This window comes from Brevibacillus sp. B_LB10_24, assembly GCF_046036945.1.
Classification (GTDB): domain Bacteria; phylum Bacillota; class Bacilli; order Brevibacillales; family Brevibacillaceae; genus Brevibacillus_C.
Window position 1 is genome coordinate 1 of sequence record NZ_JBJQOQ010000031.1, and the last position, 23,833, is coordinate 23,833.

At 55.8% G+C, this 23,833-nt stretch carries 25 protein-coding genes and 1 pseudogene; 23 read left to right on the forward strand and 3 right to left on the reverse strand.

Annotation, left to right across the window (positions count from 1 at the left end):
• Positions 1-115: 115 nt before the first annotated feature.
• From ACI7RC_RS21645 to ACI7RC_RS21655, 3 genes are all read right to left on the reverse strand, one after another.
• Positions 116-286 carry a hypothetical protein gene (locus ACI7RC_RS21645; protein ID WP_408110275.1) on the reverse strand — a complete coding sequence of 57 codons (171 nt, stop codon included), beginning with the start codon at positions 284-286 and terminating at the stop codon, positions 116-118.
• A gap of 57 nt (positions 287-343) precedes the next feature.
• The gene (locus ACI7RC_RS21650) at positions 344-802 is read right to left on the reverse strand and encodes a GNAT family N-acetyltransferase (RefSeq protein WP_408110276.1); all 459 of its coding nucleotides are present in this window, start codon (positions 800-802) and stop codon (positions 344-346) included.
• A gap of 369 nt (positions 803-1,171) precedes the next feature.
• Entirely contained in the window at positions 1,172-1,378 is a 207-nt protein-coding gene (locus ACI7RC_RS21655; protein ID WP_408110330.1) for a GntR family transcriptional regulator, read from the reverse strand.
• 91 nt (positions 1,379-1,469) lie between these two features.
• On the opposite strand from ACI7RC_RS21655, the pseudogene ACI7RC_RS21660 reads away from it, so the two are divergent.
• From ACI7RC_RS21660 to gatC, 23 genes and pseudogenes are all read left to right on the forward strand, one after another.
• A pseudogene (locus ACI7RC_RS21660) lies at positions 1,470-2,796 on the forward strand (APC family permease).
• A 98-nt stretch (positions 2,797-2,894) separates the two neighbouring features.
• Complete coding sequence (locus tag ACI7RC_RS21665) at positions 2,895-3,383, forward strand: PaaI family thioesterase (protein WP_408110277.1); 489 nt, start codon at positions 2,895-2,897, stop codon at positions 3,381-3,383.
• 220 nt (positions 3,384-3,603) lie between these two features.
• Positions 3,604-5,151, forward strand: coding sequence for an L-glutamate gamma-semialdehyde dehydrogenase (gene pruA, locus ACI7RC_RS21670; RefSeq protein ID WP_408110278.1), 1,548 nt, complete (start codon positions 3,604-3,606; stop codon positions 5,149-5,151).
• A 144-nt stretch (positions 5,152-5,295) separates the two neighbouring features.
• Entirely contained in the window at positions 5,296-6,147 is an 852-nt protein-coding gene (asd, locus tag ACI7RC_RS21675; RefSeq protein ID WP_408110279.1) for an archaetidylserine decarboxylase, read from the forward strand.
• A gap of 24 nt (positions 6,148-6,171) precedes the next feature.
• A complete protein-coding gene (locus ACI7RC_RS21680; protein ID WP_408110280.1) occupies positions 6,172-7,089 on the forward strand; it encodes a helix-turn-helix transcriptional regulator in 918 nt (305 codons plus the stop codon).
• 76 nt (positions 7,090-7,165) lie between these two features.
• Positions 7,166-7,684 (forward strand): DinB family protein, encoded by a 519-nt coding sequence (locus ACI7RC_RS21685; RefSeq protein ID WP_408110281.1) that lies wholly within the window; start codon positions 7,166-7,168, stop codon positions 7,682-7,684.
• 133 nt (positions 7,685-7,817) lie between these two features.
• Complete coding sequence (locus ACI7RC_RS21690; protein ID WP_408110282.1) at positions 7,818-9,290, forward strand: SLC13 family permease; 1,473 nt, start codon at positions 7,818-7,820, stop codon at positions 9,288-9,290.
• A 143-nt stretch (positions 9,291-9,433) separates the two neighbouring features.
• A complete protein-coding gene (locus ACI7RC_RS21695; RefSeq protein ID WP_408110283.1) occupies positions 9,434-9,949 on the forward strand; it encodes a MaoC family dehydratase in 516 nt (171 codons plus the stop codon).
• A 112-nt stretch (positions 9,950-10,061) separates the two neighbouring features.
• A complete protein-coding gene (locus ACI7RC_RS21700) occupies positions 10,062-11,099 on the forward strand; it encodes a DctP family TRAP transporter solute-binding subunit (protein ID WP_408110284.1) in 1,038 nt (345 codons plus the stop codon).
• Positions 11,100-11,189: 90 nt separating this feature from the next.
• Positions 11,190-11,681, forward strand: coding sequence for a TRAP transporter small permease (locus tag ACI7RC_RS21705; protein ID WP_408110285.1), 492 nt, complete (start codon positions 11,190-11,192; stop codon positions 11,679-11,681).
• Positions 11,669-12,943, forward strand: a complete 1,275-nt coding sequence (locus ACI7RC_RS21710; protein ID WP_408110286.1) for a TRAP transporter large permease — start codon at positions 11,669-11,671, stop codon at positions 12,941-12,943. The genes ACI7RC_RS21705 and ACI7RC_RS21710 overlap by 13 nt, the downstream gene beginning before the upstream one ends.
• Before the next feature lie 93 nt (positions 12,944-13,036).
• On the forward strand, positions 13,037-13,702 hold the full coding sequence (locus ACI7RC_RS21715; protein WP_408110287.1) for a GntR family transcriptional regulator: 666 nt from the start codon (positions 13,037-13,039) through the stop codon (positions 13,700-13,702).
• Between the two features lie 104 nt (positions 13,703-13,806).
• A complete protein-coding gene (locus ACI7RC_RS21720; protein WP_408110288.1) occupies positions 13,807-15,024 on the forward strand; it encodes a succinate--CoA ligase subunit beta in 1,218 nt (405 codons plus the stop codon).
• Positions 15,025-15,049: 25 nt separating this feature from the next.
• Positions 15,050-15,961 carry a succinate--CoA ligase subunit alpha gene (locus ACI7RC_RS21725; RefSeq protein WP_408110289.1) on the forward strand — a complete coding sequence of 304 codons (912 nt, stop codon included), beginning with the start codon at positions 15,050-15,052 and terminating at the stop codon, positions 15,959-15,961.
• 1 nt (position 15,962) lies between these two features.
• Complete coding sequence (locus tag ACI7RC_RS21730; RefSeq protein ID WP_408110290.1) at positions 15,963-17,315, forward strand: MmgE/PrpD family protein; 1,353 nt, start codon at positions 15,963-15,965, stop codon at positions 17,313-17,315.
• Positions 17,312-17,935: a succinate dehydrogenase cytochrome b558 subunit gene (locus tag ACI7RC_RS21735; protein ID WP_408110291.1), complete on the forward strand. Its 624-nt coding sequence runs from the start codon at positions 17,312-17,314 to the stop codon at positions 17,933-17,935. Before ACI7RC_RS21730 ends, ACI7RC_RS21735 begins: the two co-directional genes overlap by 4 nt.
• 14 nt (positions 17,936-17,949) lie before the next feature.
• Positions 17,950-19,740 (forward strand): succinate dehydrogenase flavoprotein subunit, encoded by a 1,791-nt coding sequence (gene sdhA, locus ACI7RC_RS21740; protein WP_408110292.1) that lies wholly within the window; start codon positions 17,950-17,952, stop codon positions 19,738-19,740.
• Positions 19,741-19,759: 19 nt separating this feature from the next.
• Positions 19,760-20,503, forward strand: a complete 744-nt coding sequence (gene sdhB / locus ACI7RC_RS21745; protein WP_408110293.1) for a succinate dehydrogenase iron-sulfur subunit — start codon at positions 19,760-19,762, stop codon at positions 20,501-20,503.
• Positions 20,500-21,342: a fumarate hydratase gene (locus ACI7RC_RS21750; RefSeq protein WP_408110294.1), complete on the forward strand. Its 843-nt coding sequence runs from the start codon at positions 20,500-20,502 to the stop codon at positions 21,340-21,342. Before sdhB ends, ACI7RC_RS21750 begins: the two co-directional genes overlap by 4 nt.
• The gene (locus tag ACI7RC_RS21755; protein WP_486303983.1) at positions 21,306-21,911 is read left to right on the forward strand and encodes a Fe-S-containing hydro-lyase; all 606 of its coding nucleotides are present in this window, start codon (positions 21,306-21,308) and stop codon (positions 21,909-21,911) included. Before ACI7RC_RS21750 ends, ACI7RC_RS21755 begins: the two co-directional genes overlap by 37 nt.
• Positions 21,912-21,925: 14 nt before the next feature.
• A complete protein-coding gene (locus tag ACI7RC_RS21760; RefSeq protein WP_408110296.1) occupies positions 21,926-22,822 on the forward strand; it encodes an HpcH/HpaI aldolase/citrate lyase family protein in 897 nt (298 codons plus the stop codon).
• A gap of 166 nt (positions 22,823-22,988) precedes the next feature.
• Positions 22,989-23,408 carry an Hsp20/alpha crystallin family protein gene (locus ACI7RC_RS21765; RefSeq protein ID WP_408110297.1) on the forward strand — a complete coding sequence of 140 codons (420 nt, stop codon included), beginning with the start codon at positions 22,989-22,991 and terminating at the stop codon, positions 23,406-23,408.
• Between the two features lie 120 nt (positions 23,409-23,528).
• Complete coding sequence (gene gatC / locus ACI7RC_RS21770; RefSeq protein ID WP_408110298.1) at positions 23,529-23,819, forward strand: Asp-tRNA(Asn)/Glu-tRNA(Gln) amidotransferase subunit GatC; 291 nt, start codon at positions 23,529-23,531, stop codon at positions 23,817-23,819.
• The last annotated feature ends 14 nt before the right edge of the window (positions 23,820-23,833 follow it).

Here is a 23,833-nt window from a genome sequence, read left to right on the forward strand (position 1 = left end):
CGGTGTACGTTCGTCCTACAGATGGAGAACCGTTCATGCACATCTTAGAAGATAACATCTGAATTAAAGACCAGGCACAGCGCTGCAAGAGAGCTGTGCCTGTTTTTGTCTCCGGTTATCCGCTTTTGTTTTTTAGTTCATCTTCCAGACGCTTTACTTGGGCTTGCAGCTGCCGGAGCTGTGTACGTACTTCTCCGGTTGAACGGTTTACGATCATCCTTATGGTAGAGACGGCAGCGAGTACTAGGACAACGTAAAACATGCCCGCCCAGATGTATACTTCCATGTCTCCAGCCTCCTATTTCTTTTCTCTTGGACCGATACCGAGAAATAGCCCCGTGTTTTATGACCTCAGCTTATACATGTAATAGCGAAATTCCTCATCCAAGTGAAAACCTTGTTTTTCCCAATACATCCACGCCTTTGTATTAGTGTGTTCCACCGACAGTTCAATCCCTTTTGCCTTGGTCAGCGATGCGTATTCGATGACAGCTCCGATAAGCTGCTTCCCTATTCCTTTGCCGCGATCGTTTTCCATGATGAAAAAATCGTTCAGAATCCAAATACGCTGCAGAGACAGAGAAGAAAACGACGGGTAAAGCTGGGCGAAGCCGACAATTTGACTCTGTTGCTCGGCAATGAAGACAATGGATTCGCGATGTTCGTACTTTTCAAACAGGAATTTTTCTGCCGCAGCGGGGTTCTTTTCCTGACCAAAATACTCGCGATATGAATCGAAGACGGGAACGAGCTTAGCCAGGTCTTGAATCGTTGATTGTCTGACGGTTACCTTGTCACCCATGCTTTATCCATCCTCCAAGCAATTACTGGCGATGCTATGTTGAGCCTTATCATCAGGGATGTTAAAATATGGATACTCCCTCCTTATCTAAAATCCCTGCCCAAGCTTTACTTAACAACCGAATGCCGATTCTTTAACCAACAACTCTGAGGCTGCCGGGTCTTAACCGTCACCTGAATATGCAGCTTCGCACTATGCCCGGTGATTTCAACCCGGTCGCCAAAATGGCTGTTAATCAATTTCCCCGTCATAATCATCTTCAATGATGTACGTGCTCGGGCAAGCATACGACACCTCTCGAATATTGCAAGTATTCAGCCAAAACCTTGCAAAACGAAAATTCACCCTGGGGGATTGGCTGAGAGAGCATTATCCCATGGGATTTACCACAAATAGTCCGGAGCGCGGCTTGCTGATTACATATCCCTCGGACAAGAGCATGTGGTAAGCCGTCTCAATGGTAGTTTTGCTGATGTTCAAATGCTGTTGCAGTGATCTGACTGAGGGTAGACGTATACCATTTGGGATGGTGCCGCTGCGAATTTGATTGAGGATTACATAACTGACTTCTGAAATTGCTCCAAAACTGACCCTTTTTTAGAGGCTAGTTTTATTATAAGGTGTTGTCAAGGTTTCCATCAATCCCCAGCAGTGACAGGTGAGGCCGATGGTGTCCAAGCAAAACAAACAGGTCGGAGGATGTGGGCAAATGAACGAACCGGGACTTCGTGAGATCTTATCGCTTCCTCAAATCGTTGCGCTCTATATTGGATCGGTTATCGGCTCCGGCATCTTGCTGGTTCCCGGACTTGCTGCCGAGCTGGCTGGGCCAGCCTCGATTATCGCCTGGCTGGTGATGTCGATCCTCGTCATACCGATGGCGATTACAATGGGGCTTTTAGCCGCAAAATATCCCAACTCAGGAGGGGTTTCTCACTTTGTACGGCTAGCTTTTGGGGCGCATTACGGCAATCTCGTCGGCTGGTTTTTTCTTCTCTCCGTACCGATCGGCGGGCCGGTTGTGGCGGTCACAGGGGCAAAATACGTGGCCGTATTCTTGCAGTTGGATGACTTGCAGACCTACGTCATCGCCGCATTGATCTTGATCATACCGCTTGTGATGAACATCTTCGGCTTACATATGGCGGGAAGAGTGCAGACGGTTGTCATTTTGTTGATTCTTGCGATTTTGCTCCTTGCGATCGGGGCCTCCATTCCTCATTACTCCTCAGCCCATTTCTCGCCTTTTATGCCGAACGGCTGGCTAAGTGTGTTGCGGGCGGCGGGACTGATGTTCTGGTGTTTCATCGGATGGGAAGCGGTTACCCATCTATCTGCCGAGTTTGTCGATCCGCAAAAAAACGCAATTTGCGGCGTACTGTGGAGCGCTGGAATCGTTGCCATACTCTACTTCACGGTCGCATTCATGACAGTGGCGACCAACAGCTAAGGCGGCGACTTGTCAGCTGCTTCGTTAAGCGCGATGGTGCAGCTTTCGCTGGGGCAGGTCGGGGGCTGGATGGTGGCTGTCGCTGCACTGTTTATCTGTTTTGCTGCTCACAACGCTTATTCAAGCGCCGCTTCTCGGGTTGCCTGCTCCCTTGCCCAGGAAGGTGCAGCGCCGAAATGGTTAGGGATTCTGCATCAAATACCACACTCCGATCGGCGGTCTCGGTTTTATAGCGATTGGGAACGTCATCGGGTTGGCAGCATTGTACAGCGGTGTTGTCTCGCTTTCCCAGATGATTGCATTGCCCAATGCCACCTTCATTGCTACCTACATCGGCGGTTGCATGGCCGGCGTCCGTCTGCTGCGCGGCAATAGATTAGGCAGGGCAGCGTCTTGGGTCTCGCTGATCGTCACGCTTGGCTTGTATCCTTTTTTGGGCTGGCCTGCTTTCTATCCTTTCGCAATTGCAACGATCCTAACTGTCTGGAAAAATAGAAGAACGAGGGATGTAAATCATTCTGGCCCGCCATCCTCTGCTGCATAAGCACCCGCAAGTACGACTGGACGCAAATAAAGAAATGGTTTTGTTGCAACCTGAGAAGAACCGAAACGGCAAATCCACCCCGAAAGCGAGTGAAACTTATGGAAGAAAAAGTGTTAAAAGCAATCCAGGACGATTATCCCGATGATTTTGCCTGGTGTTATGGATGCGGCCGGCTGAATCAGGACGGGCACCATTTTCGTACCGGCTGGCAGGGCGAGCAGACCGTAACAATTTATACCCCCCGCCCGGAGCATACGGCCCTGCCCGGTTTCGTCTACGGAGGATTGATCGCATCGCTTGTCGACTGCCATGGTACTGGTTCAGCGGCGCTTGCCCTGCACCGAAAAAACGGGCATGAACCGGGGGACGGAACGGAGACGCCACGTTTTGTTACGGCCTCGCTGCATGTGGATTTCGTGAAGCCGACTCCTCATGGCGTACCGCTGCGGGCAGTCGGAACCGTGCAGGAGATCCACCCGAAAAAGTGGCGGGTGGAAGCGGAGGTGTTCGCTAAGGGCAATCTCTGTGCCCGCGGAGAGGTCGTGGCTGTGGTGATGCCGAGCACGTTTCAAAAAAAGGGTGACTAATTAGAACAGACGTAATTTGCCGGAGGCGATTGGCCAAACAATACAGTTTTTATGGACACATTTGTTCAGTTGAACACAAATTGAACAAATATGTCCGTGTTGTAAAACGATTTGATTAGCACCGGAATGCAAACACTACTGCTGGAATAAGCTTTTGGTGAGTTGGTATGCTACTTGCATTGTATTGTTTTTTGAAATAACAAGCAGGAGGGTGAACTGCATGCTAATCGAATTCAAAAACGAACCGTTTACCAATTTCCGTCTGCCCGAGAACAAACAAGCGTTTGAAGAAGCATTGGCAAAAGTAGAGAGCGAACTGGGTCGCGAGTACGACCTGATCATCGGCGGAGAACGCATCAAAACCGAGAAAAAGATTCGCTCGATCAACCCTTCCAACAAGGAGCAGGTCGTCGGCATCGTGTCACAGGCTGACCAGGCACTGGCGGAGAAGGCGATTCAGACTGCGGCGCAAACATTTGAAGCATGGAAGGCTGTATCGGGCGATGCCCGTGCCCGCTATCTGTACAAAGCGGCTGCGATTCTTCGCCGGAGAAAGCATGAATTCTCCGCGTGGCTGGTAAAGGAAGCCGGCAAGAGTTGGGCGGAGGCTGATGCTGATACCGCCGAGGCAATCGATTTTATGGAGTACTACGGCCGGCAAATGGATAAGCTGTCCCAGCGTCAAGAGCTTCCCCGCATTCCGGGCGAGGACAACGAGCTGTACTACATTCCGCTTGGCGTCGGGGTCGTGATCCCGCCCTGGAACTTCCCGCTGGCGATCATGGTCGGTATGACCACAGCCGCATTAGTATCTGGCAATACAGTGGTCTTGAAACCGGCTTCTACCACTCCGGTCATCGCTGCCAAGTTCATGGAAATTCTGGAGGACGCCGGCGTACCGAAGGGCGTAGTCAACTTCCTGCCGGGCAGCGGCGGTGAAGTGGGAGATTTCCTCGTCGAGCACCCGCTTACCCGGTTTATCAGCTTTACGGGCTCCCGTGACGTCGGGCTGCGCATAAACGAGCTGGCGGCAAAACACCGTCCGGGCCAGAAGTGGATGAAGCGGCTGATCGCAGAGATGGGCGGCAAGGACTCGATTGTCGTAGACAGCGATGCAGACCTGGAACTGGCAGCGCAGATGATCGTCACTTCGGCGTTTGGCTTCTCCGGGCAGAAGTGTTCGGCTTGCTCGCGCGCTATCGTCCATCAAGACGTGTACGATCAGGTACTGTCCCGCGTCGTAGAACTGACCAAAGCTTTGACTGTAGGCGATGTCGTCCGCAACGACTTTTACACGGGTCCGGTCGTCGATGAGAAAGCCTACAACAAGATTCTCGAGTACATCGAGATCGGGAAAAAAGAGGGCAAGCTGATGGCTGGCGGCGAAAAGGGGCCAGACAATGGCTACTACATCATGCCGACCGTGTTTGCTGATGTCGCTCCTGATGCCCGGATCATGCAGGAAGAGATCTTTGGGCCGGTCGTGGCCTTCTGCAAGGCGAAGGACTTTGACGAAGCGCTGGAAATTGCCAACAACACGGAATACGGCCTGACAGGCTCCGTGATCAGCCGCAATCGGGCGCATTTGGAGAAAGCCCGGACTGAATTCCACGTCGGCAATCTCTACTTCAACCGCAAGTGCACCGGGGCTTTGGTAGGCGTACATCCGTTTGGCGGCTTCAACATGTCGGGAACGGACTCCAAAGCGGGCGGTCCTGACTATCTGTTGTTGTTTACGCAGGCAAAACTGGTGTCTGAGGTTTTGTAAACAGCATTTCGAAGCTGAAAATGATAAAAAGCTGCCTCCTCTCATGAGCGGGCAGCTTTTGCTTTTTTGCTTGCACCTGTGATAATCTAGAGTAATCAGCGTCAGTCAGAACGGAAATTTTGTCGGAAGTTATGAGGAGAAATTATGAATAAACGGTTCATTCGCGGATTGATCCACCGCCTGCCGCAAAATACCATGTCACGGACGATGGGGAAGATTACCGCTTCCCGCCTAAGCCGGCTGGCCATTAACAGATACGTCAAACACTATCGGATTGACCTCTCGGCAGTGGAGAAGCCGCTGAAGGAGTACCGCTCATTAAAAGACTTCTTTACCCGCCGGCTGAAGCCGGAAGCCCGGCCGATCGCTCAAGGAGCAGATGTAGTCGTAAGTCCGGTCGACGGCACTGTCTCCCAACTGGGCAAAATTGAGCAGGGAACGCTATTCCAGGCGAAGGGAAAAGTGTACAGCGTCGCGGAACTTTTGGGCGACGACAGCGAGGCGGCAGCCCGTTTTTGCGGCGGCCAGTTTATCACCATCTATCTCAGTCCGCGCGATTACCACCGGATTCACATGCCGGTAGACGGCAGGCTGGAGCGGTATACATACCTCCCGGGCAGGCTCTACCCCGTCAACCAGCTTGGCGTGGAACATGTTGAAAAATTGTTTGCCCGCAATGAACGCTTGATCACCTATATCGATTCCCAGCAGTTTGGGCACGTGGCCTTGATCAAAGTAGGGGCGCTGTTTGTCGGGAGCGTAAAGGTAGCCTATGGAACGGCGACGACAAATGTCCGCAACGGGCGGCAGATCAGCAAAGCCATTGCCGGCCAGCCCCAGTACGAGAAAGGCCGGGAACTGGGGTGGTTTGAATTCGGTTCGACGGTGATTCTGCTGTTCGAACCGGGGCGAATCGAGTGGACAGATGGAATCAAAGAAGGCCGCTCGCTGTTCATGGGGCAGCGATTGGCTGCCAAACGGGCCGATTTGTCATAGGGAAACAATGATTGGGTGATCGCGATGAAGCTGGAGCGTCTGATCTCGATGATCTATATGCTGCTCAATAATGAAGTGCTTTCGGCGTCTGCGTTGGCGAAGAAGTACAACGTGTCGCAAAGAACCATCTACCGGGATATCGATGCAATCTGTGCAGCCGGCATACCCGTCGTATCGTATCAAGGCGTCAACGGCGGTTACGGCATCATGGAGGAATACAAGCTGGATAAAAGCTTGCTGGGCTCCTACGATGTCGAGTCGCTGATCACAATTCTGCACAGCATGTCTACCGTTTTCGACGATGAGCATGTCTTGGGAACGATCAACCGGTTGCAGACGATTCAGCACGAGAACAGAGGGCCAAGCTTGTCCATGGATATCGGGGGATGGCGTGATTTTAACGAATCGCTTCGCCTGATTCGAAAGGCGATAACCGACCGGTGCGTCATCCGTTTCGAGTATGTCAACGCCAAGAATGAAAGGGCAAATCGCATCGTAGAGCCGGTTCGTCTGATGTATAAACACGAGACATGGTATCTATACGGATACTGCAGGACACGCAGCGATTATCGCGAGTTTCGAATCACCAGAATGGCGAATTTGGCTTCGACGCCGGAGGTTTTTCATACCTACCACGTCATGGAGCAAACAGAGTGTTCCTATGACAGGCCCGCACAGGACAATCTGGTCGACGTCGTGCTTCATTTCTCGGTGCACGTGTTGGCCAGGGCGATGGATCGCTTGTACGCTGCGGAGAAAAGGTTCCATGACGACGGTTCGCTCACGGTTGCTTTAAAGCTTGCTGATCCTGCCGAATCCGAGTGGTTATGGTCCATCCTGCTGAGCTTTGGCGACAACGTCGAGATTGTTGCGCCGGTTGAAATGAGACAGGTCATGAAAGATAAGCTTAAAAAAATCTTAGCCCTTTATTCCGAAGTATGACAGTCTGTTGTCATACTTTCTTTTTTATACTGTGCATAAGAAGTTAATCTGAAAAGGTGCAGGGAGGAAAGAGACGATGACGGATTGCATAGCGATGTACGATTATCATGTATGGGCCAACAAAAGGATGTTTGCGCGGCTGAAAGAACTGCCGCCCGCCGTTTACAAACAGGAGGTTCAAAGTATATTCTCTTCCATTGCAAAGGCGATGGCGCATATATACATGGTCGATGACAATTGGCTGCAGGTGCTTTCCGGCACAAGCATGAGGGAAGCGTTGGCCTTCTGGCAGCAGCATCAAGATGAAGCGGAAGCAAAAACCATCGAAGAATTGGAAGCGATGTACAGCGACCTGGCCGACCGCTACCGGGCGTTCTTCCGTCAACAAGCGGATTTGGAGAAGGCGATCGTGCTGGATAATCCGTATGCCTGGATTCGGGACACGCGCTTGTCGGAAATCATCATGCAAGTCGTGAACCACGGTACGTATCACCGGGGCAATGTTTCGGCAATGCTGCGCCAAATGGGCCACGCCTCTGTGATGACGGAATACGCTCTCTTCTGGTATCAGGACGAACCGAAAGCGGCTACGTGATGCCGCATGTTATCACCGGCTGCCGGCATGTGATCGGCGCCGGTCTTTTTTCTTGTAAAAATAGTCAAAATAGATGGACAAATAGTATTGGATACAATATCCTAAAAATAGAACGGATATTGGGGGAACGTCTATGTCTACGATTAGCAATCCGCAGACTAAGAGGGAGAGTGTCGCCACCAAGCCGCATCACAAAGGGCTTTGGCTTTCGCTAAAAAAACCGCTCTGGTTTGCACTGTCAACACTCGCCTTCGTTCTGATCTATTTTGGCTTGCAGGATTACATGGAGTATGCGCCGAGAGTGACGTTAGCGATCACGCTGGCTGTCATCGTACTCTGGGTGCTGGAGCCGATTCCTTTCTCCATGACCGCCGTACTGGTTTTGTTTTTGCTGCCGATATCGGGCGCCGTTTCAACCGATCTGATCCTGTCCGGGTTTGCTTCACCGGCTATTTTTCTCATCGTGGCAGGCATGATGATCGCCAGCGCTGTAGAACAGACGTCACTTGGCAAGCGGCTGGCGTATCAACTGCTCTATTGGCTGGGGGACAAAAAGGGCGGTGTGCTGGCCGGCATTATCCTGATTCCGCAGGTCATGGCCTTCTTCATCCCGGCGGCTGCCGTCAGGACTGCCATGCTTCTGCCGATCGTCTTTTCCATCGCCTCTATCCTGGGGATCAAACAAGGCGATGTGATGGGCAAAAAACTGATGATGGGCGTGGTTGTGAGCTGCGGCATAAGCGGTGTAGCCATATTGCCGGCGGCGATTGGCAACGTCATCACGGTTGATTTGATCCATACATACCTGCATCAGCACGTGACATACGTCGATTGGCTGATCCTCGCCTTTCCGATGTGGCTGATCCTGATTCCCGTCTCCTGGTGGGTGCTGCACCGCTGTTTTCCCGTAAAGAATGAAATCCCCGGCGGGTTAAAAGTCAAAATGAAGGCGATGATCGGCGAGCTTGGACCCGTTACCCGGGAGGAGAAGCGGCTGCTTGCCATTCTGGTTGCCGTCTGTCTCATGTGGGCACTCGAAGGAATTCACGGATGGCCGCCGGTGATTCCCGCGCTGATCGGCGCCGTGCTGATGGCCTGGCCGGGGATCAAGATCGCAGACTGGGACAAGATCCTCGACGTGAAATTTGCGCCGCTGATCATGCTCGGCGTCACCTTGTCATTGGGACGGGCGCTGTACGAGACCGGGGTGACCAACTATCTTTCCAGGTGGATGGAAAACGATCTGACCTTATACCTCTTTTCCAATCCTGCTCTGGCGGTTTTGACCGTGGCTGTCCTCACGCAGTTGATCCACAAAGTGACGTCCAACGTATCGACGGCTGTCATCGCCACAGTCCCGGTCGTCGTGGCGCTCTCTGCCCACTCGCCGAACGCTCCGGCGCTGCTGCTTGCCTTTGTAGCCGGATTAACCTGTCTGTTCGGGTTTATTTTGGTGGTGGAGACGATCCCTGGTGTCATGGTGCACGGCACCGGCTGGGTGACGCAGCAGGACTACTTCAAACCTGGCTTTTGGCTGACGCTGGCAACGACGGCTGTTACGTATCTAATGGCGGTAACCTGGTGGTCCTGGTTGGGTTACTTGTAAGTTTTTCTTTGAATGAAAGCGCGTGAATGAAAGCGCTTAAAAAAATAATTGACAAGAAAGTATAAGGAATACTATGATAATTCAAACATGGATCCAATATCCATTTCGGTAATTTGGCAAATCAGGTCGAAAAAGGAGGAGACATGGGGATCAAGGAAGGATGGACAGGTCGTTTTTACGAGGATTTTGAAGTGGGGGACGTCTATCCCCATCCGCTTGGCAGGACCGTGACACAGACCGACAACATCTGGTTTACCCTGCTTACGCAAAACACCAATCCGATTCACTTTGACGCAGAGTACGCCGCCAAGACGGACTTCGGACGCCCACTGGTGGACTCCACTTTTACGCTGGCCCTGGTGACTGGCCAATCGGTCTCTGACGTCTCGCAAAACGTGATGGCCAACCTCGGCTGGGATGAAGTCAGGCTGCCCAACCCGGTGTTCGAAGGAGATACGATTTACTCCTACAGCGAGATACTGGAGAAGCGGGAATCCAAGTCGCGTCCCCACGTCGGAATCGTCCGGGTAAAGACAGTCGGGTACAACCAGGACAACAAAGTGGTGATCGAGTTTACACGCACATTCATGGTGTACAAGCGGGGGCACGGCCCGGAACCGCTTTCCAGCCGTGTCCGGCAGATGCTTGGAGAGCAGTGAGCATGAGCGGTGAAAGGGGGGAGCGCTGCAATCGTTAACTGAAGATTGGGACTGGTTGGTAAATTCGTTATCTGATCACGCAAAAATTTATTGCGGCCAAGGGGGGCTTTTCATGAAAAAAGGTTGGAAAATGCTGATGGCGGGCGGACTGTCCATTCTGCTGCTTGCGGCAGCGGGATGCGGCGGAGGTGGCGGCGGCGGTGCCAAAACGCAGGACGGCTCGGCCTATACGAAAGAGAAACCGCTGACGATCAAGTTTTCTCACGTGACCACGGCAGACAGCCCAAAAGGCAAGGCGGCGGATAAATTTGCCGAGCTGATGGCAGAGAAGACGGACGGCAGGGTGAAGGTAGAGGTGTATCCGTCTTCGCAGCTATATGGAGACAAGGACGAGCTGGAAGCGCTTCAGGCGGGCAACGTCCAACTCATCGCACCTTCTGCGACAAAGCTGGTCGGGTTTAATCCGGCTTTTCAGATCGTCGACATGCCATTCCTGTTTAAAAATCACGATTCCGTCATCAAATTCTGGGACGGCGATCTTGGCAAGAAGCTGATGAGTTCACTGGAGGACAAAAACCTGCAAGGTCTCGCCATGTGGGAAAACGGCTTTAAAGTATTTACCTCGAACAAGCCGATCGGAACCCCGGAAGAATTCAACGGACAAAAGTTCCGGACACAGGCCGGAAAGGTACTGGAGGCCCAGTTTAAAGCGCTGGGTGCGGGAGCTGCCACCATACCGTTCGGGGAAACCTACACCGCTCTGCAGCAAGGGACGGTCGACGGACAGGAGAATACCTGGAACAACATCGATACGCAAAAGTACGAGGAAGTGCAGAAGAACCTGCTCGTCTCCAACCACGGCCGGATCGACTACATCGTCTTGACCAATAAAAAGTGGTACAGCGAGCTTCCTGAGGACATCCGCAAGGCGTTTGACGAATCGATGACAGAAGCGACCAAATATGAGCGCGAATTGGCGGTTCAACTGGACAAGGGTTCGGAAGACAAGCTGAGGGGCTCCGGAAAGATGAAGGTCATCGATCTGGGCGACGCGGACCGGGAAAAATTCGTCAATGTGATGGAATCGGTGTACAGCGAATTCGCCGAGACTGTCGGCAAGGATATTATCGACGGCGCCAGACAACTGTAAGGGACGAAGACTGCTCCGCTGGAACGTAAGAGGCACCCTCCCGGGGGACGGTGCCTCTCCTGCAATCATCTAAACAAGGAGTGTGGATCGATGGCAAAATGGCGGGAAAGATATGCCGCATTTGAGGATTACTTCGCTGGGACGCTAATCGCTGTCGGCGTGTTCCTGATCTTTTACGGAGTGGTCTGCCGCTACGTATTCAACAGCCCGAAAGCATGGGTGGATGAAATCTCTACCTACTGCGTCGTCTGGGGAACGCTGACAGGACTTGGAGTGGCGCTGCGGGAAGGGCATCACATTCAAGTGGACATTCTGTTCGACCGTGTCCCCCCTTTTTTCCAGAAGGCGTTTAACGTGTTTTCCAACGCTCTTGGCGTCCTGTTTTGCTTTTTCTTCATTTTTTTTGGAGGCAAGCTGTTGTCGCTTTACTGGGTGACACAGCAAAAATCGACGGATGTGGGGATCTACCTCTGGATCGTCTATCTTGTCATCCCGCTCAGCGGACTGATGCTGGGATTTCGCTTCATTGATAACCTGTTGTCCAGTTTGAAAAAAGAGGTGAAGGCCGAGTGGAATGGATAGTCTTTCTCGTCTTCTTCGTACTGCTACTGCTTCGCGTTCCCGTGGCCATCTCGCTGGTAGTATCGGCTGCGCTGGCGCTCCTTGACAGCGGGTTCAACCTGGACGTGCTGCCGCAAAAAATCTTCTCTTCCCTGAACGTCGCTACGCTGATGGCGATTCCCGGATTTATCCTCGCCGGCGTACTGATGGCACGCGGCGGAATCTCCAAGGCGCTGATCGACGCGCTGCGGGCCTGGGTGGGCCATTATGCCGGCGGTTTGTCAGTAGTTACGATCCTCGCCTGTGCGGTGTTTGCGGCGATCTCCGGATCAAGTCCGGCTACCGCTGCGGCTGTTGGGGCGATCATGATCCCGGGGATGATAGAGGCCGGGTACAGCAAGCGCTATGCGATGGGGCTGGTGGCCGCCTCCGGCACGCTGGGGATTCTCATCCCGCCGTCGATTCCGCTCATCGTGTACGGAACCGTCGCGGAGGAATCGATCGGCAAACTGTTTATGGCAGGCTTTCTTCCCGGGCTGTTCTTAACCGCTGTACTGGTCGTCGTCGCGATCATCTACGCCAAAGTAAAAAATTTCGGACGCCTGCCCAAGACGGACTGGAACGAACGGATCAAGCTTAGTGTAAAGGCGCTGCCCGCCGCCTTCCTGCCGTTTTTGATCCTGGGCTCGATTTACCTCGGGGTGGTGACGCCGACGGAGGCCTCTGTCGTAGCCTGTGTCTACTCGCTGTTGGTCGCCGTGTTCGTCTACCGGCAGATTACGTGGAAGGACACCCGGACCATTTTGCGGGAGACGGTCAACACCAGCTCGATGATCTTCTTCATCATCGCCGGCGCTACGGTGTTCGGTCTGTACCTGACGAACCAACAGGTGCCGCAGAATATCGCCAGTTGGATCATGGAAGGCGATGTAAACAAATGGATGTTTTTGTTCGCGTCCAACGTCCTGTTCTTCATCATGGGCATGTTCCTGGAGCCTACGTCGATCATCCTGATCACCCTGCCGATCTTCCTGCCGATCCTGAAGCTGTTGGGGATTGACGTCATCCACTTTGCGATCATCATGACGGTAAACATGGAGTTGGGGATGATTACGCCGCCTGTCGGATTGAACCTGTTTGTGGTCAGCGGCATCTCGCGGGCAAAGCTGGAAGAGGTGGTCAAGGGAGTCATACCGTTTATCGGCCTGATGATCATCGTGTTGGTCGTCATCGTCGTGTGGCCGGAATTGTCGCTCTGGCTGCCGGTGCAGATGTCCAGGTAAGCGGCATTGACTTGCTGCAGCCGATTCTGCAACAATGGTGGGAGATGAAATCACAAAAAATTGAGAACCCGATGTTCAGGAGATGATGCACCCATGAATCGAAGCCGCTTGCGATTAGATGACCGTTCCACCCTGCTTGAGCGCGTAGTATCCCGATTGCGGGAGGCGATCTTACAGCGGGAGTTTCAGCCGGGAGAACGGCTCGTTCAGGAGGAGCTGGCAGAGGCCATGGGTGTCAGCCGGATGCCGATTCGGGAGGCGCTTCGCCAGTTGGAAAAGGAAGGTCTGGTCACGCTGGAGCCGCATAAAGGGGCGATTGTGACGCAGGTAACCGCCGACGACATCGAAGAGATTTACTACTTGCGATCTGTCCTGGAGGCAGCCGTAGTCGAGCGTTTTTTAGCCAATTTGAGCAGCGAAGACAAGCAAGCGCTGCACCAGTTGAACAAAGAGATGGAAACGGCCGTAAGGAACGGGAACGCGGAACAGTTCATCGCCAAAAATGCGGAGTTTCACCGTCTGCTGCGAAAAGGCTGCCACTGGCGGAGGGCAAATATGATTTTGGAGATGCTGTGGCACGGCTTTCCGCCGCATACGCCCGGCATGCTGCCCGGTCAGATGGAGCACTCCTTGAAGGAACATCAGGAAATGCTCCAGTTGATCGAGGCAGGTGACGCTGAGCGTCTGTCCCAGGTCATCCGCAAACACATCATGCGAACGGGCCAGGCGTTTAAAGAACATTTGATCCATCAGGAATAAAGCAGTGAAAATAGCGTAGGGATTGAGTAATCAGTCCTTTGCTGCACAGAATTGGATCCAATATCCTGTATCCGTACAATTGGTTAGGAAGAGGAGGGGCCTTAGTGGGTAAAATTTTGGAACATCACAGCAAACAGTTGATTGGGCAGGCGGGCGTATCCGTACCAAAAAACGGGGTGGCCCGGACGCCCGAGCAGGCAGCTGAGCTCTGCGAACAACTTAGCAAACCGGTTGTGCTGAAGGCGCTGGTACCGGTCGGAAAAAGGGGCAAGGCGGGGGCGGTCAAATTTGCCGACTCGGCGGAGGAAGCCAGGGAGCAGGCACAGGCCCTGCTCAAGATGACGGTCAGCCATTTTCCCGTCGAGCAGATCCTGGTCGAAGAAAAACTGGAGATTGCCAAGGAGCTGTACATTTCCATCACAATCGACAAAAACAGGCAGATGCCTGTCATCATCGCTTCAACCGAGGGCGGTGTGGAAATCGAGACGCTTGCCGCAGAGCATCCGGACAAGGTGGTGATCGAGCACGTCGACCCGCTGCACGGATTGGCCGGCTACAAAACGAAAGAAATCTGGAGCCGTCTCGGCCTGGACAACAGGCTGCTGCTGCGGGCGGGCGATGTCACAGGCAAGCTGTACGAGGCGTTTTTGCGCTACGATTGCTACCTGCTGGAAGTGAACCCGCTGGTCATCACCAAGTCGGGAGAGGTGATGGCGGCAGCCACGGTGATGGCAGTCGACGACTCGGCGATGTTCCGTCAGCAGCAGCTGGAAGGCAAGGTGGAAGTAGGCAGCGAGCGGGCCTGGCGTCCGCTGACGGAGCTGGAGCGGCAGATGATCGCGGTCAACGACGCCGACTACCGGGGAACCGCCCGCTACACAGAGATGGACGGCGGAGAGATCGGCTTTATGTGCGGCGGAGGCGGAGGCAGCCTGCTCAGCTTTGACGCGCTGGTCGATCTGGGCGGACGTCCGGCCAACTACACGGAGACGGGCGGCAATCCGTCCGAGGAAAAAGTGTACGGCCTGACCAGAGGAATTCTCTCCAAGCCCGGGGTCAAAGGACTGTTTGTCGCCCACAACATCACCAACAACACGCAAATCGATGTGATGGCCAAGGGGATCGTCCGGGCGATCGCCGAGATGGGCGTCGATCCCAAGACTTTTCCGGTGGTCGTCCGCGAAGCGGGAGTCAATGACGCTTTGGGCAAACAGATCTTCACGGAAGCAGGCGTGGAGTACTATGGCGAGGACGTGACGATCTGCGAAGCGGCGGCAAGGATGATTCAGCGGATGCGCTCAGCCTATCCGGATTTGCACTGATGGAGACAAGAAAGGAGGAAAAAGCATGGCTATTTTGATCGGGCAGGACTCCCGTATCGTCATCCAGGGAATAACGGGAAGGGAAGCGTCGATGGTAACGCAGCATACGCTTCAGTACGGCACCCAGGTATTGGCCGGGGTAACTCCCGGAAAAAAAGGGCAGGACGTGCATGGCGTGCCCGTTTACAACACAGTGCGGGAAGCAGTGGAAGCACATCAGGTCAACACCAGTCTGATCGTCGTTCCGCCGGCCTTTGCGCTGGATGCCGTGCGGGAAGCGATCGACAACGGCATCAAGGTGATCGTGGTGACGACGGAAAACATCCCCCAGCTTGATACGGTCAAGATGCTGCGCCTGGCCAGGCTGCACGACGTTCGCATCATCGGTCCCAATACCGTGGGGATGATCAACCCGAAGGACCGGGTGAAGCTGGGCTCGATTGGCGGCGACAATCCAGACCGCTGTTTTGTGCCGGGACATGTCGGCGTCATCTCTCGCAGCGGTGGGATGACCGCGGAGACATCGTGGATGGTCAAGCGGGCCGGATTTGGCGTCAGCACCAGCGTAGGGATTGGCGGCGATGCCTTGATCGGCATGACGATTCGCGATTTGTTGGAATTGTTTGAACGCGATCCCGATACGCATGCGGTCGTCACCTTTTCCGAACCGGGGACCATGTTCGAGGAGCAGGCGGCTGACTTTGTCAAAAGCGGCGGTTTTACCAAGCCGCTGATCTCGTACATCGCCGGGCGGTTTACGGAGCAGATGCCGGAGGGAACTGTCTTCGGCCATGCCGGAGCGCTGATCTCAGGCTCGGTCGGGCGTCCCTCGGGCAAAGCGGCCAGGCTGCGCGAAGCGGGTGCCCACGTTGTCGACCGCTACGATGAGCTGATCGAAGTGCTGCAGCATGTACTGGCGGCAAAGGAGGCGAAGTAGCATGTCCTACAGCAGACAACTGGCTGATTTTATCGTCAGGACCCGCTACGAGGACCTTCCGGACGAAGTGGCGGCGTTCACCAAGCTGTGTATTCTGGATTGGCTCGGCTCAGCGCTGGCCGGCACAGTCACACTTCCGGTGCGGATGATCGACGAGCTGGCTAAAGAGCTGGGGGGCAGCGGCCAGGCGACCCTGGTCACCGGCGGCGTCTCTTCGGTCACCCACGCCGCTCTCGTCAACGGAGCGGCCTCCCACGTCGTCGAACTGGACGACATCCATAAAGCGTCGATCATCCACGCTGCTACTGTCGTCATTCCGGCGGCGCTGGCTGTCGCCGAATGGAAGCGGAAAAGCGGAAAAGAACTGATCACCGCGGTTGCGATCGGCTATGACGTCTGTTTTCGCATCGGCGAAGCGGTCAGCCCGTCCCATTACCGCTACTGGCACAACACCGCTACCTGCGGTACGTTTGGCGCGGCCGCGGCCGCAGCCAAGCTGCTGGAGCTGGATGAACAGCAAATCGTCCACGCCCTCGGCAACGCGGGTACACAGGCGGCAGGCTTGTGGGAGTTCATCGTCGACGGGGCGATGTCCAAGCAGCTGCATACCGGCAAGGCGGCGATGAACGGGCTGTTGGCCGCCCTGTTGGCGCAGAAGGGTTTTACCGGGCCGTCCAGGATTCTCGAAGGGGAGCGCGGCTTTTTCCGGGCGATGGCGGAGTCCTGCGACGAGACGCGGATCGTCGACGGGCTCGGCAGCACTTTCAAAATTATGGAAAATTCTTTTAAGATTCACGCTTCGTGCCGCCACACCCATCCGGCGGTCGACCTCGCCCTGAAGCTGCGCCGCGAGCGCGGGATCGGGCCGCAGGAGGTGAGGAGAATCCGCGTCGGGGGCTACCAATCCGTGCTGTCGATCACGGACAATCCCGATCCACAGACGGTTTATGCGGCGAAGTTCAGCCTGCAGTTCTGCGTCGCGCTCGCGCTGGTCAAAGGCAGGGCAGGATTGGCCGACTTTTCCGAAGAGATTCTGCACGATCCTGAGATTCGCTCGCTGATGGAGCGGGTGGAGCTTGCGCTCGATCCCGCTGTCGACGCGGCGTATCCCGACCGCTGGGGCTCCTCGATGGAAGTGGAGACGGAGCAGGGCGAGAAGCTGCAGCTTGTCGCCGACTACCCGAAGGGCGATCCTGAAAACGCCGTGACGGCTGCCGATTTGACGGAAAAGTTTCATCTCCTGTCAGCCCATCTGCCAAAGGAAGAGCGGCAGCGCTACGTCGACCTCGTCATGGGGCTGGAGGGAGTGTCTGACTTGACCCAGTTCTGGAACGAAGGGAGCCGGGTGTCGTGAGCGAATTGGAATTGTCCAGTCGACGCTTTTTGCTGGGGCGGCTCCACTCCCTGGCCGGCCTGGTGCCGCTTGGCCTGTTTTTACTGGAGCACCTGTACTCCAATGCTGTTGCGATGCTGGGAAAAGAGGCGTACGACCGGCAGGTGGCGGCGCTCTTAGGGATCCCCTTTTTACCGGTGATCGAGATCCTCTTCATTGCCCTGCCGCTGTTGTACCACGCCGGGTACGGGATCTACATCGGCATGATGGCGAAGAACAACCCGTACCGCTACTCCTACCGGCAAAACTGGCTGTTTTACGCACAGCGGGTGAGCGGGCTGGTCACACTGGTGTTTGTCCTGTACCACCTCTGGGCATTCCGCCTGTCCAGTTTGTTTCTGGGCACGCCGGTCAATTACGAGGCGGTGCAGGCCCATCTGCAGCAGCCGGTGATTTTCGGCTTTTACGTGCTGGGCGTGATCTCCACGACCTTCCACTTTTCCAACGGGCTGTGGACGGGTCTGATCACCTGGGGAATCACCACCGGGCCGCGGATGCAGCGGATCTCTTCCGCCGTTCGCACTGCGCTGTTCCTCGTGCTGGCGGGAGTCGGCCTGGGCACGCTGATTTCATTTTGGTAGAGGGGGGATCTGAGATGAATGAAAACATCATCGTCGTCGGCGGCGGACTGGCCGGCCTGATGAGCGTGATCAAAATCGCCGAGGCGGGCGGCGCGGTCAAGCTGTTCTCCGTCGTGCCGGTGCGCCGCTCGCACTCCGTCTGTGCGCAGGGGGGGATCAACGGAGCGGTCAATACCAAGGGAGAAGGGGATTCCACCTGGGAACACTTCGACGATACGATCTTCGGCGGGGATTTCCTGGCCAACCAGCCGCCGGTCAAAGCGATGTGCGAGGCGGCGCCAGAGATCATCTACCTGCTGGACCGCATGGGCGTGCCGTTCAACCGGACGCCGGAAGGACTGATCGACTTTCGACGTCTCGGCGGAGCCAAGTACTCCCGGACAGCGTTTGCCGGCGCGACGACCGGACAGCAGATCCTCTACGCCCTGGATGAGCAGGTGCGCCGGTACGAATCGGAAGGACGGGTGGAGAAGTTCGAATACTGGGAGATGCTGTCGCTGATCAAGGATGAAGAGGGAGTGTGCCGGGGGATCGTCGCCCAGGATTTGAAGTCGATGGAAATTCGCACGTTTCCCGCCGATGCCGTCATCCTGGCGACCGGGGGCATCGGGATGATCTACCGCAAGAGCACCAACTCGCTGATCAATACGGGCAGCGCCCACAGCATCGCCTACCAGCAGGGCGTCTACTACGCCAACGGGGAATTCATCCAGATACATCCGACGGCCATTCCCGGCGACGATAAACTCAGGCTGATGTCTGAGTCGGCGCGCGGAGAGGGCGGGCGAATCTGGGTCTACAAGGACGGGAAGCCGTGGTATTTTCTGGAGGAGAAGTACCCGGCCTACGGCAATCTGGTGCCGCGCGACATCGCCACGCGGGAGATCTTTCACGTCTGCGTCGATCTCAAGCTGGGACTGAACGGAGAAAACATGGTGTACCTCGACCTGTCCCACCTCCCGAAGACACAGCTTGAACAGAAGCTGGGCGGGATTCTCAGCATCTACGAAAAGTTCGTCGGCGACGACCCGCGCAAGGTGCCGATGAAAATCTTCCCGGCGATGCACTATTCGATGGGCGGGCTGTGGGTGGACTACAACCAGATGACCAACATCCCCGGGCTGTTCGCCTGCGGCGAGTGCGAGTACCAGTACCATGGGGCCAACCGGCTGGGCGCCAATTCGCTGGTGTCAGCCATCTACGGAGGCTTGGTCGCGGGACCGAAAGCTGTCGAATACGCTGCCGGCCTGAAGCAGTCAGTCAAAGACCTTCCCTCCAGCCTGCTGACCGCCGAGCAAAAGCGGCAAGAGGAGTACCTGCAGCGCATTACGCGCATGGACGGGTATGAAAATCCGTATCAGCTTCACGTGGAGATGAGCGATTGGATGGTAGAAAATGTAACTGTAGTTCGGTATAACGACCGCCTGCAGAAGACGGACGAAAAGCTGCAGGAGCTGATGGAACGCTGGCAGCGGATCAGCCTCGATGACACTTCCGGCTACAACAATCGGACCGTGACCTTCGTCCGGCAGCTGTGGAACATGCTGGAGCTGGCCCGGGTCATTACGCTTGGGGCGCTGAACCGCAACGAAAGCCGGGGGGCCCACTACAAGCCGGAATTTCCGGAGCGCGACGACGAGAACTGGCTGAAGACAACGATTGCCGCTTATACGCCGGAGGGGCCGCTGTTCCGCTATGAGCCGGTCGACCTCGCCCATATCAAGCCGCGTCCCCGCCGGTACGACGTCGTTAAAGAGGCGGCGGGTTCGGCGACGGCCGGAGATGCCGCGGCAGCCCGCCAATAACCGGGGAGGAGTTGGGAAGATGAAGACGGTGCAACTGAAAGTGAAGCGGCAGGACAGCCCGGAGAGCGAGCCGTATTGGGAAGAGTTTGTCGTTGCCTACCGGCCCAATATGAACGTGATCTCAGCGCTGATGGAGATACAAAAAAAACCGGTCAACGCGATGGGCCAAAAAGTGCGGTCTGTCGCCTGGGAGTCCAACTGTCTCGAAGAGGTCTGCGGGGCGTGCAGCATGGTAATCAACGGCAGGGTCAGGCAAGCGTGCTCAGCGCTGGTCGACAAGCTGGAACAGCCGATCACCCTGGAGCCGATGGGCACGTTTCCCGTCGAAAAAGACCTGGCAGTCAACCGCAAACGGATGTTTGACGCGCTGAGGAGCATCAAGGGCTGGATCACGATCGACGGCACGTACGCACTGGGAGCGGGACCGCGGATGTCGCAGGAGCAGCAGCAGGAGTCATACGCCTATGCCACCTGCATGACCTGCGGCTGCTGTCTGGAAGCGTGCCCCAATGTAAACGACCACTCGCCTTACCTGGGACCGCAGGCGATGGCGCAGATCCGCTACTTCAACGCCCACCCCACCGGGGCGATGATGCGGCAGCAGAGACTGGATGTGGCTGCTGGGGACGGCGGGATCGCCAACTGCGGCAGCTCGCAAAACTGCGTGCAGGTCTGTCCCAAGGAGATTCCGCTGACGAAGGCCTTGGGCGAATTAAATCGGGATGCCAACCGGCATGTCTGGAAGAGGTGGTTTCGCTCATGAGAGAAGTTCACTACGACGAGATTGTGGAAGCGGTGGCAGATCTATGCCAGAAGGCCAACTACGACCTGGGCGAAGATGTGGTGGAGGCCTTCAAGCGGGCATTGCGAACCGAGGTCTCGGAGACGGGGCGCGACGTGCTGTCCCAATTGATCGAAAATGCCGAGATCGCTTCTGCCGAGCGGGTGCCGATGTGTCAGGATACCGGGATTGCCGTCTTTTTGGTGGAGTTGGGACAGGACTGCCGCATCGTCGGGGGGAGCTTGTACGACGCGATCAACGCGGGAGTGCGCAAGGGATACGGTGAAGGGTATCTGCGCAATTCCATCGTCGGTCATCCGCTGGAACGCGTCAACACAGGCGATAACGCCCCGGCCGTGATACACGTGGAATTGGTCGCCGGGGATCGAATGGCGATTCACTTTTCAGCCAAGGGCGGCGGCAGCGAAAACATGAGCGCGCTGAAAATGCTGAAGCCGTCAGACGGACTGGACGGGGTCAAGGCGTTTATTCTCGATACGGTTCGGAACGCCGGCCCCAACGCCTGTCCGCCGATGGTCGTCGGCGTGGGTATCGGCGGCACGTTTGAAAAGGCGGCCTACCTGGCGAAAAAGTCGCTGTTCCGCCCCATTGGCGAACGCAGTCCGCGTCCGGAGCTTGCCGCTCTTGAGGAAGAACTGATGCAGGCGTGCAACAAACTGGGCATCGGACCGCAGGGGATGGGCGGCCGGACGACGGCGCTGGACGTGAAGATTGAGATCTACCCGTGCCACATCGCCGCCCTGCCTGTCGCGGTCAACATCAACTGCCACGCCAGCCGCCACAAGCATGCCGTACTGTAAGGAGGAGAGGGACGATGGAGGCCAAACACATATCCGCCCCGCTGACCGACGAGACGGCAGCCAATCTGCGCGCGGGTGACCGGGTGTTGATCAGCGGCGTCGTCTACACGGCGCGGGACGCCGCCCACAAGCGGATGATCGAAGCGCTGGACAGAGGAGAAACCTTGCCGTTTGACATCAAAGGCCAAGTGATATACTACGTCGGCCCGACACCGGCAAAGCCGGGACAGGTGATCGGGTCGGCGGGACCGACCACGAGCGGACGGATGGACAAATACGCCCCGCGCCTGCTGGAACTGGGCTTGAAGGGGATGATCGGCAAAGGATACCGCAATCAGGAGGTAAAGGACGCGATCGTTCAGAACAGGGCTGTCTACTTCGCAGCGGTCGGCGGCTCGGGGGCGCTGCTGGCGAAGGCGATCAAATCACAAGAACTGGTGGCGTATGAGGACCTCGGCCCGGAAGCAATCCGACGGTTGGTCATCGAGAACTTCCCGGCAGTGGTGATCAACGACATGTACGGCCAAGACCTGTACCTGCAGGGTGCACAGCAGTACAAACAGGAGTGAGGAGGATTTCAACCATGACGTTGTTTCGTTCGTGGATGTTCATCCCCGGCAACCAGCCGCGCCGGTTGGCCAAGGCGGGGGAACTGGCGGCAGACGTTTTGATCTACGATCTGGAAGACGCTGTGCCGTTGACAGAGAAGGAGCAGGCCAGGCAGCTGGTGCGGCAGGCACTAGAGGAAAACAAAGGCCGCGTGCAGTACGTTCGGGTCAATGACCCGTCCACGCCGTTTTTCCTGAGCGACATCGGCGGCGTCGTCAGTCCGGAAACCGCCGGGATCGTGCTGCCCAAAGCGGCGGGCAAGGAGCAGATACTGGCCGCCTGCAGCCAGCTTGCCTTGGTAGAAGCACAGCACAACCTGCCGACTGGCGTAACGGAAATCGTCCCGTTGATCGAGTCGGCCGCCGGACTCTACCGCGCCTATGAGATCGCTACTGCCAGCAGCAGGGTGAAGCGGCTGGCTTTTGGCTCGGTGGATTTTACCCTCGATATCGGCGCGCAGCTGACCGCAGAGGGCAAAGAGATCTTGTACGCCCGTTCGCAGTTGGTGGTCATCTCCCGGGCGGCAGAGATCGAGCCGCCGATCGATGCCGTGTTTGTCCAGGTGAAGGACGCAGATGGGCTGAAACGGGATGCCTTGTTGGCCAGGCAGCTCGGCTTTCAGGGCAAGCTGGCGATCCACCCCGACCAGCTTCCGGTCATCCATCAGGCATTTTCGCCGACAGCGGAGGAAATCGCAGAGGCGCAGGCCATCGCCGCCGCTTTTGACGAAGCCGTCACGTCCGGCAGCGCGGCGATTCAGGTGAATGGCAAACTGGTCGACTACCCGGTGGCGGCGCGGGCGAAGCGGGTGCTGGAACAGGCGAGGGAGATAAATGAACCGGACCGCCCCAAACGGAAATTGAAAAGCTGAACCAGCGATCTCACTAAAACTATAAATACATGCAAGCCCTGTTTCCATCAAGGTGCAGGGCCTATTTGTATTCAAAACAGAAACTGCCGGGCAAGCACGACAGAAGCCCACACGCCATATCCCGCTTCAGCGTATGCTATATCAAATTTTACGGAGGTGGATATGGATGAGTGAGCTGTTTCCCGGCCTGTTCAGAGAGTTTGAACGCCGGTTTTGGCATGACCCTTTACGTTTGCAGCCGCTTTTTGCCGAATGGCATCAGGTTGGAGTCAAGGATCAAGGGGATGCCGTCCAGATCATCGCAAAGGTTCCCGGTCACAAGCCCGATCAATTCAAATGGCAGGCGCGTGTTGTCGGACAAAGCCTTTCTTTGAAGGGTGAACTGCAGGAAGAACAGACTGTACGCAGAGATGGAGGGGAGTTTTACAGTAAAAGGAAAACACAGCGACTGGAACAAACCGTGCTGCTGCCCGCAAATGTGAAAGATCGGCCTTCGTCGGTACGGCATGAAGGAGAGCGGCTCATCCTCGTGTATCGCAAGCAGCAGAGGCCTGTCCACGGAAGCTGGCATGCAATATATATATAGATAGAATAAGAGAAGGCCGACCAGGCCAAAATTGACGAACACTGCCGCGTACAGTATCATCAATATGATGTGGAAAAATAGGTTGAACACGGTTTGCAGATGTTTGCGGAGGTGGAACAGATGAGTGCAATCTCTCGAAAAGAGGTAGAACACGTAGCTGATTTGGCCCGGTTGCAGTTGACTGAGGACGAGATCAGCCGATATACGAAAGACCTGGATGCGATCCTGGCGTTTGCCGCGAAGCTGAATGAGCTGGACACATCCGATGTGGAGCCGACGAGCCATGCGACAGACGTGAAGAACGTCATGCGCGAAGACGTCAACAGGCCGTCGCTTCCCCGGGAAGAGGCGCTGCGCAATGCTCCCGATCAGGAAGACGGGCAGTTGAAAGTGCCTGCGGTATTTGAATAAGAGCAGCGGAAGGA

Bases quoted from the DNA above. Each gene is read 5' to 3' on its own strand.
- ACI7RC_RS21645 (WP_408110275.1), bottom strand. From the start codon at position 286: ATGGAAGTATACATCTGGGCGGGCATGTTTTACGTTGTCCTAGTACTC.
- ACI7RC_RS21650 (WP_408110276.1), bottom strand. From the start codon at position 802: ATGGGTGACAAGGTAACCGTCAGACAATCAACGATTCAAGACCTGGCT.
- ACI7RC_RS21665 (WP_408110277.1), top strand. From the start codon at position 2,895: ATGGAAGAAAAAGTGTTAAAAGCAATCCAGGACGATTATCCCGATGAT.
- pruA (WP_408110278.1), top strand. From the start codon at position 3,604: ATGCTAATCGAATTCAAAAACGAACCGTTTACCAATTTCCGTCTGCCC.
- asd (WP_408110279.1), top strand. From the start codon at position 5,296: ATGAATAAACGGTTCATTCGCGGATTGATCCACCGCCTGCCGCAAAAT.
- ACI7RC_RS21680 (WP_408110280.1), top strand. From the start codon at position 6,172: ATGAAGCTGGAGCGTCTGATCTCGATGATCTATATGCTGCTCAATAAT.
- ACI7RC_RS21685 (WP_408110281.1), top strand. From the start codon at position 7,166: ATGACGGATTGCATAGCGATGTACGATTATCATGTATGGGCCAACAAA.
- ACI7RC_RS21690 (WP_408110282.1), top strand. From the start codon at position 7,818: ATGTCTACGATTAGCAATCCGCAGACTAAGAGGGAGAGTGTCGCCACC.
- ACI7RC_RS21695 (WP_408110283.1), top strand. From the start codon at position 9,434: ATGGGGATCAAGGAAGGATGGACAGGTCGTTTTTACGAGGATTTTGAA.
- ACI7RC_RS21700 (WP_408110284.1), top strand. From the start codon at position 10,062: ATGAAAAAAGGTTGGAAAATGCTGATGGCGGGCGGACTGTCCATTCTG.
- ACI7RC_RS21705 (WP_408110285.1), top strand. From the start codon at position 11,190: ATGGCAAAATGGCGGGAAAGATATGCCGCATTTGAGGATTACTTCGCT.
- ACI7RC_RS21715 (WP_408110287.1), top strand. From the start codon at position 13,037: ATGAATCGAAGCCGCTTGCGATTAGATGACCGTTCCACCCTGCTTGAG.
- ACI7RC_RS21725 (WP_408110289.1), top strand. From the start codon at position 15,050: ATGGCTATTTTGATCGGGCAGGACTCCCGTATCGTCATCCAGGGAATA.
- ACI7RC_RS21730 (WP_408110290.1), top strand. From the start codon at position 15,963: ATGTCCTACAGCAGACAACTGGCTGATTTTATCGTCAGGACCCGCTAC.
- sdhA (WP_408110292.1), top strand. From the start codon at position 17,950: ATGAATGAAAACATCATCGTCGTCGGCGGCGGACTGGCCGGCCTGATG.
- sdhB (WP_408110293.1), top strand. From the start codon at position 19,760: ATGAAGACGGTGCAACTGAAAGTGAAGCGGCAGGACAGCCCGGAGAGC.
- ACI7RC_RS21750 (WP_408110294.1), top strand. From the start codon at position 20,500: ATGAGAGAAGTTCACTACGACGAGATTGTGGAAGCGGTGGCAGATCTA.
- ACI7RC_RS21760 (WP_408110296.1), top strand. From the start codon at position 21,926: ATGACGTTGTTTCGTTCGTGGATGTTCATCCCCGGCAACCAGCCGCGC.
- ACI7RC_RS21765 (WP_408110297.1), top strand. From the start codon at position 22,989: ATGAGTGAGCTGTTTCCCGGCCTGTTCAGAGAGTTTGAACGCCGGTTT.
- gatC (WP_408110298.1), top strand. From the start codon at position 23,529: ATGAGTGCAATCTCTCGAAAAGAGGTAGAACACGTAGCTGATTTGGCC.